Annotated in this window: 9 protein-coding genes and 1 tRNA gene; 9 read left to right on the forward strand and 1 reads right to left on the reverse strand. The window is 64.9% G+C overall.

Translation table 11 applies throughout. The annotated features are described in order from the left end of the window. Nucleotides 1-285 precede the first annotated feature (285 nt). Complete coding sequence (locus tag AC0L3L_RS35675; RefSeq protein WP_473485720.1) at nt 286-1,092, reverse strand: undecaprenyl-diphosphate phosphatase; 807 nt, start codon at nt 1,090-1,092, stop codon at nt 286-288. Nucleotides 1,093-1,290: 198 nt separating this feature from the next. On the opposite strand from AC0L3L_RS35675, the gene AC0L3L_RS35680 reads away from it, so the two are divergent. From AC0L3L_RS35680 to AC0L3L_RS35720, 9 genes are all read left to right on the forward strand, one after another. Further along, entirely contained in the window at nt 1,291-1,983 is a 693-nt protein-coding gene (locus AC0L3L_RS35680; protein ID WP_123145987.1) for a glutathione S-transferase family protein, read from the forward strand. Continuing rightward, a complete protein-coding gene (gene queG / locus AC0L3L_RS35685) occupies nt 1,964-3,124 on the forward strand; it encodes a tRNA epoxyqueuosine(34) reductase QueG (RefSeq protein WP_473642009.1) in 1,161 nt (386 codons plus the stop codon). Before AC0L3L_RS35680 ends, queG begins: the two co-directional genes overlap by 20 nt. Then, on the forward strand, nt 3,121-4,026 hold the full coding sequence (locus AC0L3L_RS35690; RefSeq protein ID WP_473642012.1) for an SDR family oxidoreductase: 906 nt from the start codon (nt 3,121-3,123) through the stop codon (nt 4,024-4,026). The genes queG and AC0L3L_RS35690 overlap by 4 nt, the downstream gene beginning before the upstream one ends. Nucleotides 4,027-4,162: 136 nt before the next feature. Continuing rightward, nucleotides 4,163-5,257: a penicillin-insensitive murein endopeptidase gene (gene mepA, locus AC0L3L_RS35695; RefSeq protein ID WP_473642014.1), complete on the forward strand. Its 1,095-nt coding sequence runs from the start codon at nt 4,163-4,165 to the stop codon at nt 5,255-5,257. 259 nt (nt 5,258-5,516) lie between these two features. Then, the gene (locus AC0L3L_RS35700) at nt 5,517-6,536 is read left to right on the forward strand and encodes a glucokinase (RefSeq protein ID WP_473642016.1); all 1,020 of its coding nucleotides are present in this window, start codon (nt 5,517-5,519) and stop codon (nt 6,534-6,536) included. 127 nt (nt 6,537-6,663) lie between these two features. Further along, nucleotides 6,664-8,517 carry an ABC transporter ATP-binding protein gene (locus AC0L3L_RS35705; protein WP_473642018.1) on the forward strand — a complete coding sequence of 618 codons (1,854 nt, stop codon included), beginning with the start codon at nt 6,664-6,666 and terminating at the stop codon, nt 8,515-8,517. Then, nucleotides 8,514-9,356, forward strand: a complete 843-nt coding sequence (gene dapB / locus AC0L3L_RS35710) for a 4-hydroxy-tetrahydrodipicolinate reductase (RefSeq protein WP_473642020.1) — start codon at nt 8,514-8,516, stop codon at nt 9,354-9,356. The genes AC0L3L_RS35705 and dapB overlap by 4 nt, the downstream gene beginning before the upstream one ends. A gap of 32 nt (nt 9,357-9,388) precedes the next feature. Then, the gene (locus AC0L3L_RS35715; RefSeq protein WP_258121210.1) at nt 9,389-10,009 is read left to right on the forward strand and encodes a 2,3-bisphosphoglycerate-dependent phosphoglycerate mutase; all 621 of its coding nucleotides are present in this window, start codon (nt 9,389-9,391) and stop codon (nt 10,007-10,009) included. 81 nt (nt 10,010-10,090) lie between these two features. After that, nucleotides 10,091-10,175: transfer RNA gene (locus tag AC0L3L_RS35720), tRNA-Leu, on the forward strand. Nucleotides 10,176-10,255: the final 80 nt, after the last annotated feature.

Below are 10,255 nucleotides of genomic sequence, written 5' to 3' on the forward strand. Positions count from 1 at the left end.
TGACCGGCGGCGGCTTCAAGCGATTCCGTCGCGCCACGGAGACGCCGTTCAACATGGTGCTGGAGGCCCGCCCCTAGCGCGGCCGTCGATAGAAATTGCAGCTCAAAGGGATCGGAGGAAGCTATCGCCCTCCATGATCGCCATTCTCGACAGGTTCCGTGATCTGCTTGAAGACCTCGGTGGCGATCTCGGCGTGACGGACCCGTCTCGGGGCTGGTTGTTGCGGGAGTGACTTAAGGAGCCCAATCAGCGATGGCTGAAGGGCGATAAACTAACTGTGCCGCCTTACCCCCAGACGAAAAGCGCCGCCAGGCCGACGGTGCCGATGACCAGCCGCCACCAGCCGAACAGCGAATAGCCGTGGCGCGAGACGTAGTTGAGCAGGAATCGCACGACGATAAGCGCCGCGACGAAGGCCGCCATGAAACCGGCGACGATTATGGGCAGATCGGCGCTGGTCAGCACATTGCGGTTCTTGAAAAGGTCGAAGGCGAAGGCGCCGACCATCGTCGGCATGGCGAGGAAGAAGGAGAATTCCGCAGCCGCCCGTTTGTCGACGCCCAGAAGCAGCGCGCCGACGATCGTCGAGCCGGAGCGCGATGTGCCGGGGATCAGCGAAAGGCACTGGAACAGTCCGATCTGCAGATAGAGCCTGAGCGGAAACCGCTCGACGTCATGGTAGAGCGGCTTCGGCTTGAACCGATCCACCCACAGCAGGACGACGCCGCCGATGATCAGCATGACGCAGATCAGCCTCGGCGATTCAAACAGCACCGTCTTGATGAAGCCATGCGCCAGGGCGCCGATGACGGCCGCCGGCAGGAAGGCGACGAGGATGCCGAGGACGAAATGCCGCGTCACCCGATCACGCGGCAGATCCACCAGCATCTGCCACAGACGATGGAAATAGACGCTGAGGATAGCCAGTATGGCGCCGAGCTGGATCAGGATCTCGAAGGCCTTGCCGGTCGAATGGAAGCCGAGAAAATGGCCGGCAAGCAGGATATGGCCGGTCGACGAGACCGGAATAAACTCGGTCATGCCCTCGATCATGCCGAGCAGCAGCGCTTCGACGATGGTCTGGCTTTCCATGTAAACCTCGGAGTTCGAGTGAGGGCTTTGAAGAACGGCTTGCTTGTCATGGCGCGGAACTCCTCCTATAGGTCGCAGCACCCTGACGGTCCTCTGAATCGGGGCGGCCCTTTGAACCGGGCAGCCCTCTGAATCGGGGCGGCTAAGACTTACCGGCGCAGCCGGCGATTTGCCAGTGCGCTCTATTATCGCGGGACCATGCTGACGCTTTTCCACCACCCGATGTTCGCCACCTGCCGCTTCGTTCGCCTCGCTTTCGGCGAGTATGGAGAGGAGCTGGCGCTGATCGAGGAAAAGCCGTGGATGCGGCGCAAGGAGTTCCTGGCGCTGAACCCGGCAGGCACGCTGCCGATCCTGCTTGCCGAGGGCGACGTGCCGATCGTCGGCGCCATGGTCATCGCCGAATATCTCGACGAGACGCGCGGCGTGCTCAAGCGCGACAAGCGGCTGTTCGCCGAGGACCCGATGGGGCGCGCCGAAATCCGCCGGCTGACCGACTGGTATCTCAGCAAGGCTGATGGCGAGGTGACGCGGCATCTGGTGCGCGAGCGCGTGCTGAAGCCGGTCATGCCGGAAACGGCGGGCGGCGGTTCGCCTGATTCGGCGGCGATCCGTGCAGCGCGCGCCAATATCCGGCAGCACATGAAATATACCAACTGGCTGGCCGGCACACGCCATTGGCTGGCCGGCAACAAGGTCACCTATGCCGACCTCGCGGCTGCGGCTGCTCTGTCCGTGCTCGACTATCTCGGCGAGATCGACTGGCGTGAACATGCTGCCGCGCGCGAATGGTATGCACGGGTGAAATCACGGCCATCGTTCCGGCCGCTTTTGTCCGACCGGGTACGCGGCCTTTCGCCGGTGTCACATTATGCGGACCTCGATTTCTAGAGCGCAAAACCTGCGCGCGCTGATCGACCGCGAGGCTCGGCGCGCCGGTTTCGATGCCGTTGCCGTCACCACGCCAAATGCCATCCCGCAGGCGCCGGCCAGGCTGGCCGAATTCGTCGCCGACGGCTTTCACGGTTCGATGGGCTGGATCGCCGAGACACTCGAGCGCCGCGGCGAGCCGACGGCACTTTGGCCCGAAGTTCGCTCCATCATTGTGCTCGCCATGAACTATGGCCCCGACCACGACCCGCGCGCGGTCCTAGTGAAGCGCGAGCGCGGCGCGATCTCCGTCTATGCGCAGAACCGTGATTATCACGACGTGATGAAAGGCCGCCTGAAAGAGATCGCCGGCAAGATCGCGGCCCGCGCCGGCGGCGACGTTAAAGTGTTCGTCGATACTGCTCCGGTGATGGAAAAGCCGCTGGCAGAAGCCGCCGGCCTCGGCTGGCAAGGCAAGCACACCAATCTGGTCAGCCGCGAGCACGGCTCCTGGCTGTTTCTCGGCACCATCTTCACGACGGCCGAGCTTGCGCCCGATACGCCCGAGGACGATCATTGCGGCTCCTGTCGCGCCTGTCTCGACGTTTGTCCGACCGACGCCTTTCCGGCTCCCTACCGGCTCGATGCGCGACGCTGCATCTCCTATCTTACCATCGAGAGCAAGGGCCCGATCCCGCATGAGTTCCGGGGAAAAATCGGCAACCGCATCTATGGCTGCGACGACTGCCTCGCCGCCTGCCCGTGGAACAAGTTTGCCCAGGCGGCATCCGAGGCAAAGCTCGTCGCCCGCGCGGACTTGCGCGAACCGCCGCTCGCCGAGCTCTTAGCGCTCGATGACGCTGCTTTCCGGTCGTTCTTCACTGGTTCGCCGATCAAGCGCATCGGTCGCGACCGCTTTGTCCGCAATGTGCTGATCGCCGCCGGCAATTCCGGCGAACCCTCGCTCGGCAACGCCGTGTGCGCGCTGCTCAGCGATGCCTCGCCTCTGGTGCGCGGCGCGGCGGTATGGGCGCTGTCGCGGCTTGTGCCAGAGACCGAATTTGCCGAATGTGCCAGCGCTGCACTGAAAGCAGAAGGCGACGAGGCCGTGCGACGCGAATGGCGCCTGGCGCTGGCAAATCAAATCGAGGCGCATGCATGAGCCAGAAGCAGATCTTCATTTTCGGCGCCGGCTATTCGGGCAAGGCATTTGCCCGCGCCAACAGGGATGCCGGCACGATCCTTGGCACGACACGCGCGTCGGAGAAATTCGAAGCGCTGCGGCGGGCCGGAATCCAGCCGCTGCTTTTCGACGGCACGCTGACACCCGAAATCAGCGACGCGCTCAAAAAAACAACCCATCTCGTCGTCTCGGTGGCGCCGGAAGAGGCGGGCGATCCAGTGCTGAATGCGGCGCGCGGGACAATCGCGGCGGAGATGCCGGCGCTCGAATGGATCGCCTATCTCTCCACCGTCGGAGTCTATGGCGACCACGGCGGCGGCTGGGTCGACGAGACCGCCGAATGCCGGCCGCTGTCGAAGCGCTCGATGCTGCGTGTCGCCGCCGAGCAGGACTGGCTGAAACTGGGTCGGGACATCGGCCGGCCGGTGGCGATCCTGCGGCTTTCCGGCATTTACGGGCCGGGCCGCAATGCCCTGGTCAATCTGGAAAACGGCACCGCGCGGCGGCTGGTCAAGCCGGGCCAGGTGTTCAACCGCATCCATTGCGACGACATTGCGGGGGCGCTCTGGCATCTGCTCAAGGACAATCGCGGCGGCATCTTCAACGTCACCGACGACCTCCCGGCGCCGCCGCAGGACGTCGTCGCCTATGCCGCGGGGCTGATGGGCGTCACACCGCCACCCGAAATTCCGTTCGAGACCGCCCAGCTTTCGCCGATGGCGGGGTCCTTCTATGGCGAGAACAAGCGTGTCGCCAACACGGCGATCAAGGCTGCCGGCTATCGCTTCCGCTTTCCCGACTACCGGGTGGCCTTCGACCATATGTGGGCTGAGGGCAACTGGCGCGACGGCGAGGCGCGCAGCCCGATGAAGCGGTCGTGATCGAAACCGCGCGCCGGGCGTGATATGATTCGACTAAATCGCAGAGGGGTTCTGCCTCATGAAAACGTTGAAGCGATCATTGCCCGGTAGAACGCTGCTGCTAAAGCGCGTCGCAACGCGCTTTAGATCTCTGTCGATGCATGTCGTTGTCCAAAAACCGCTGCGCACTTTTGGGCGACATGCATTAGCAGCGCTCGCCGTTCTCGCCCTGGCAGGGCTTGCAGCACGACCTGCAGCGGCCGAAGAGCTTGCGAAAAACCTGTTCGGCGCCAAAAAGCTGCCGGCCGTTGCTGCGCCGCAATCGATCGGCTTTTATTCCAAGGGCTGCTTTGCCGGCGGCGTCGCCATTCCCCTGGACGGCCCGAAATGGGAGGTGATGCGGCCTTCGCGCAACCGCCGCTGGGGCCATCCGACAATGATCGCGCTGATCGAGAAACTGTCGCGCGACGCCGCGGCCGACGGCTGGCCCGGCCTGCTGGTCGGCGACATTTCGCAGCCGCGCGGCGGCCCGATGCTGAGCGGCCATGCCTCGCACCAGATCGGCCTCGACGCCGACATCTGGCTGACGCCGATGCCCGACCGCAAGCTTTCGCTCGAGCAGCGCGAAAACATGAGCGCCACCTTGCTTGTCGATGAAAAGAACCACCTGGTGAAAGATGCGCTCTGGGTGCCGGCGCATATGCGGCTCCTGAAGCGCGCGGCAAGCTACGCGGAAGTCGAGCGCATCCTGGTCAATCCCGGCATCAAGAAGAAGCTCTGCGACACGGTGAAAGGCGACCGCGCATGGCTGCGCAAGGTCAGGCCGTTCTGGGGCCACGACTATCACTTCCACATCCGCATCGGCTGCCAGCCCGGCTCGCCCAATTGCAAAGCGCAGGAAAACACGGCGCCCGGCGACGGCTGCGACCAGTCGCTGGCCTGGTGGTTCACGGAGGAACCGTGGCGTCCCAACAAGAACCCGGATAGGCCGAAAGCGCGCGACCTGATGACCATGGCGAGCCTGCCCGCAGCATGCCAGGCGGTGCTCGATGGGCCAGATCCGGCTTCGGCGGAGGCGGTCACCTATTATGGCGACGGCGTGCCGGTCGCGGCTGCACCCGTTCTCATGACGGCGCCGGCGCCGGCGCGGGCATCCGCAAGCGGCGGAGCAGCGCTTCCGGCCTCGGTCAACGCCTTCGCGGCAACGCCCGAGATCGGCATTCCACTGCCACGGCCGCGGCCGGGGAACTGAGGCGACATTAGGGAAAGGCGGTCGAGGGTGCTCTCAACGCAGCGGCGCTCTCACGTAACGGCATGGATCCATGCCGATACAGTAGTCGAGAAGTGCAGCGATCCAGTGGTTGCTTGCGCGTCCGTCTAAGCTACATTTGACCCCATCCTGCTCTGAATCTTGGGCGCCGCATTTCGAAAACCGATTTCCCTTTCCCGGGTCATGCGCTAGTCAACGAAAGAACGGCGGAACGCCATTGGGAACCGGGACGGACGAGAGCATGCCAGGCGACGACGACACAGCGCTGCAGTTTCCGGTCCTGATCGGCGACATTGGCGGCACCAATGCGCGCTTTTCGATCGTGCTCGACGCGAACTCGGTACCAACCGAACCGCAGATCGTCCAGACCGCCAATTTCAACACGATCGACGAGGCGATCCAGGCGGCGGTGCTCGACCGCTCGTCGGTCCGGCCCAACTCCGCGGTGCTGGCGGTGGCCGGTCCGGTCGATAGCGACGAGATCCCGCTCACCAACTGTCCGTGGATCGTCAAGCCGCGAAAGATGTTTGCCCGCCTCGGCCTCAGCGACGTCGTGGTGCTCAATGATTTCGAGGCGCAGGCGCTGGCCGTCGTGGCGCTCGGCGAAGAGCATATGGAAAAGATCGGCGGCGATGCGCCGGAGCCCAATGCCGGACGGGTGGTGCTCGGTCCCGGAACCGGGCTTGGCGTCGCCGGCCTGGTCCACGCGCTGAACCACTGGATTCCGGTGCCCGGCGAGGGGGGACACATGGACATCGGGCCGCGCTCGCCGCGCGATTTCCAGGTCTTTCCGCATATTGAGAAGCTCGATGGCAGAATCTCCGGCGAACAGATTTTGTCCGGACGCGGCCTGGTCAATGCGTATCGGGCGGTGGCCAAGGCGGACGGCAAGCCGACGCCTTTCACCACGCCGGCCGAGGTCACCGCCGCGGCATTGGCCAAATCAGATCCGGTGGCCGAGGAAGCGCTGTCGATGTTCGTCACCTGCCTGGCGCGCACCGCCGGCGACCTTGCGCTGGTGTTCATGAGCCGCGGCGGCGTCTTCCTGACCGGCGGCATCGCGCAGAAAATCCTGCCGGCGCTGAAAACCGGCAATTTCCGCGCCGCCTTCGAGGACAAGGCGCCGCACAGCGAGCTGATGCGCACCATGCCCGTCTATGTGATCACCCATCCGCTGGCAGCGCTTTCCGGCCTTGCCGCCTATGCCAGAAACCCGTCGCTGTTCGGCGTCCAGACCGCCGGGCGGCGCTGGCGGGCCTAGATGACGACAGAAGCCGCGGCGAAGTTTTGCCGGCCTCTGCCATAGGCAAGCCGCCGCCGGGGCGCTAAGAGGATTGCCGAATTGGCCCGGCCGCGGAGCCGAACCGACATCACGGAACGATCCCGACTTGAACCAGTCGCCAAACGACCAAGCCAAAGCCCGGCCCGGCCAGATCGTGGCGGTGATCCGCCGCATCATCGCCGAGAATAGCCGCGACTATCGCTGGTATTATGTTCTGGCGGTTCTGTGCCTGGTGACGGTTGCGGCCACGACCGCCTTCACCGCCTGGATCATGAAGGATGTCGTCGACCAGATCTTCTATGAGCAGCGCGGCGATCTCATCGCGCTGATCTGTCTATCGATCCTGGGCGCCTTCATGCTGCGCGGGCTGGCCACCTACGGCCAGGCGGTGACGCTGGCCAGGATCGGCAACAATCTGGTGGCCCGATACCAACGCCGCATCTTCGCTCACCTGATGAAGCTCGGCATCGGTTTCTTCAACGACACGCGCTCGGGACGGCTGGCCGCCCAGATCAACGAGAATGTCAACGGCATCCGCGACCTGCTGTCGATGACGCTGACATCAGTGGCACGCGACGCCGTATCGCTCATCGCGCTGATCGGCGTCATGATCTGGCAGGATCCGATGCTCTCCTTGATGTCGCTGCTGATCGGACCGCCGCTGATCTACACCGTCGTCTACCTCACCCGCAGAATAAGGCGCGCCACGCGCGAAGCCGTGCAGATAAACTCGCGGCTGATCGGCGCCATGCAGGAAGCAACGCAAGGCATCGCCATCGTCAAGGCGTTTACGCTGGAGGACGAGCTGTCGCGCCGCGTCAGCGGCCTTGTCGACGGTGCCGAGCAACGGGCAAACCGCATCGCCCGCGTCTCGGAACGGTTGACGCCGATCTCCGAAATGCTGGCCGGCTTCGCCGTCGCCGGCGTCATCGCCTATTCAGGTTATCGGGCGGCCGTCGGCGGCCAGCCGCCTGGCGCCGTCTTTGCCTTCATCACCGCATTGCTGCTCGCCTACGACCCGGCCCGGCGGCTGGCGCGCATGCAGGTCGGCATGGAACGGGCGCTGGTCAATGCACGCATGATCTACGAGCTGCTCGACCTCGAGCCGCAGCAAGGCGACGCGGCCGGAGCGGCCGAAGCGAAGATCACCAGGGGCGAGGTGCGTTTCAACAATGTGTCGTTCGGCTATGTCGCCGACGCTCCGGTGCTGCAGGATCTCAGCTTCGTCGCCGCCGCCGGCAAGATGACGGCCATCGTCGGCGCCTCGGGCGCCGGCAAGTCGACGCTGGTGGCGCTTCTGCAGCGTTTCCACGATGTCGAAGCGGGCAGCATCGAGGTCGACGGCCAGGACATTTTAGAGGTGACTAAGCAGTCGCTGCGCTGCTCCATCGCCTATGTCTCGCAGCAGCCCTATCTGTTCGAAGGCACCATTCGCGACAATATCCGCTACGGGCGGCTGAGCGCCAGCGACGCCGAGATCGAACTGGCCGCACAACAGGCCGAGGCCGATGGCTTCATCCGCCAGCAGCCGCTAGGCTATGACACCCCTGTCGGTGAAGGCGGCCTGACGCTGTCGGGCGGCCAGCGCCAGCGCCTGTCGATCGCCCGCGCCATCGTGCGGCAGGCGCCGATCCTGCTGCTCGACGAGGCGACCTCGGCGCTCGACAACGAGGCCGAAGCGCGCGTCCAGCAGGCGCTGACCCAGGTTATGCAAGGGCGCACGACGATCGTCATAGCGCACCGGCTGTCGACGGTGGTCAATGCCGACCACATCATCGTGCTGGAACAGGGCCGGCTGGTCGAACAAGGCACGCATGCCTCGCTGATGGCCGACCCGCACAGCGTATATGCCCGGTTCCACCGGGTGCAGGGCAACAAGGGGCTGGGGCTTGTCGACGACGGCACGCCAATCCACATTCCGGTGCGGCGCGCGAAAAAAGCGATTGGGAGAAATTTATGAGCGGTACGGCCACAAACGACCTCCCCGTCAATGAAATGGGCCTGGTGGTGGTCGGCGCGGCCGGACGCATGGGCCAGGCGCTGATCCGCGCCATCCACACCGTACCGGGCGCACGCGTCGCCGGCGCGATCGAGCGGCCCGGCTCGCCACATCTCGGCAAGGATGCCGGCGAGCTTGCCGGCATCGGCATTATCGGCGTGGCGATCGGCGACGATCCGCTGCCGGCCTTCGCCAAGGCCGACGGCGTGCTCGATTTCACGAGCCCGGCGGCGACTGTCGAATTCGCCGGCTATGCGGCGCAGGCGCGCATCGCCCATGTCATCGGCACCACCGGCTGCTCGGCCGACGACAATGCAAAGATAGCGGCGGCGGCGCGCCACGCGACGATCGTCAAGTCAGGCAATATGAGCCTCGGCGTCAATCTGCTGGCGGTGCTGGTGGAGCAGGCGGCGCGTGCGCTCGATGCCGACGATTTCGACATCGAGATCCTGGAAATGCATCACCGGCACAAGGTCGACGCGCCCTCGGGAACGGCGCTGCTGCTCGGTGAAGCCGCCGCCACCGGGCGCGGCATCGATCTTGACGGGAACAGCGTGCGGTCGCGTGACGGCCACACCGGCGTGCGAAAGGCGGGCTCGATCGGCTTCGCCACGCTGCGGGGCGGCTCGGTGGTCGGCGACCATTCCGTGGTGCTGGCCGGCACCGGCGAGCGCATCACGCTCGCTCATCATGCCGAGGACCGGGCGATCTTCGCCCGCGGCGCGGTCAAGGCCGCACTGTGGGCACGCGGCAGGAAGCCGGGACTGTATTCGATGCGGGACGTGCTCGGACTCGCCTGAGACGATCTGATCCACAAACTGAAGGAGCAAAAATGTCGGGAACTCTCGTGCTCGTGCGCCATGGCCAGAGCGAATGGAACCTGAAGAACCTTTTCACCGGCTGGCGCGATGTCGACCTGACCGAACTGGGCCACGCCGAGGCCAAGGAGGCGGGCGCCAAGCTGAAGGCGCGCGGCATGAAGTTCGACATCGCCTTCACGTCGTCGCTGATCAGGGCGCAGAAGACCTGCCAGCATATTCTCGACGCCGTCGGCCAGAGCGATCTCGAGACGATCCGCGACCAGGCGCTGAACGAGCGCGACTATGGCGACCTCTCCGGCCTCAACAAGGACGACGCGCGCCAGAAATGGGGCGAGGAGCAGGTGCATGTCTGGCGCCGCTCCTACGACGTGCCGCCGCCCGGTGGCGAAAGCCTGAAGGACACCGGCGCGCGCGTCTGGCCCTATTATCTGCACGACCTGCAGCCGCATGTGCTGCGCGGCGGCACCGTGCTGGTGGCGGCGCACGGCAATTCGCTGCGCGCGCTGATCATGGCGCTGGACGGCAAGTCGGGTGAGGAGATCGTCAGACTGGAGCTCGGCACCGGCGTGCCGGTCATCTACAAGCTCAACGCCGATTCGACCGTGGCTTCGAAGGAAGTGCTGGAGGGGTGAGCCGGCGCGCGGGCGTGTTTCTTGATTGAGCAAAAAAGCGCGTTGACACTCACCCCTTGCCCGCCTAAAGAGCCCGCACCAGCCCAGATGGCGGAATTGGTAGACGCGCACGGTTCAGGTCCGTGTTCCGCAAGGAGTGGAGGTTCGAGTCCTCTTCTGGGCACCATCATGTAACCGGGGCAAAACCGGTGGCGGGCGCGGCGTTATGACTCGGGTGTATCGGGTTAGAGTGGGTGGCGGTTTGGC

It is taken from the genome of Mesorhizobium sp. WSM4849, assembly GCF_055811385.1.

Coding starts and splice junctions, on each gene's coding strand:
- AC0L3L_RS35675 (WP_473485720.1), bottom strand. CDS start 1,092: ATGGAAAGCCAGACCATCGTCGAAGCGCTGCTGCTCGGCATGATCGAG.
- AC0L3L_RS35680 (WP_123145987.1), top strand. CDS start 1,291: ATGCTGACGCTTTTCCACCACCCGATGTTCGCCACCTGCCGCTTCGTT.
- queG (WP_473642009.1), top strand. CDS start 1,964: ATGCGGACCTCGATTTCTAGAGCGCAAAACCTGCGCGCGCTGATCGAC.
- AC0L3L_RS35690 (WP_473642012.1), top strand. CDS start 3,121: ATGAGCCAGAAGCAGATCTTCATTTTCGGCGCCGGCTATTCGGGCAAG.
- mepA (WP_473642014.1), top strand. CDS start 4,163: ATGCATGTCGTTGTCCAAAAACCGCTGCGCACTTTTGGGCGACATGCA.
- AC0L3L_RS35700 (WP_473642016.1), top strand. CDS start 5,517: ATGCCAGGCGACGACGACACAGCGCTGCAGTTTCCGGTCCTGATCGGC.
- dapB (WP_473642020.1), top strand. CDS start 8,514: ATGAGCGGTACGGCCACAAACGACCTCCCCGTCAATGAAATGGGCCTG.
- AC0L3L_RS35715 (WP_258121210.1), top strand. CDS start 9,389: ATGTCGGGAACTCTCGTGCTCGTGCGCCATGGCCAGAGCGAATGGAAC.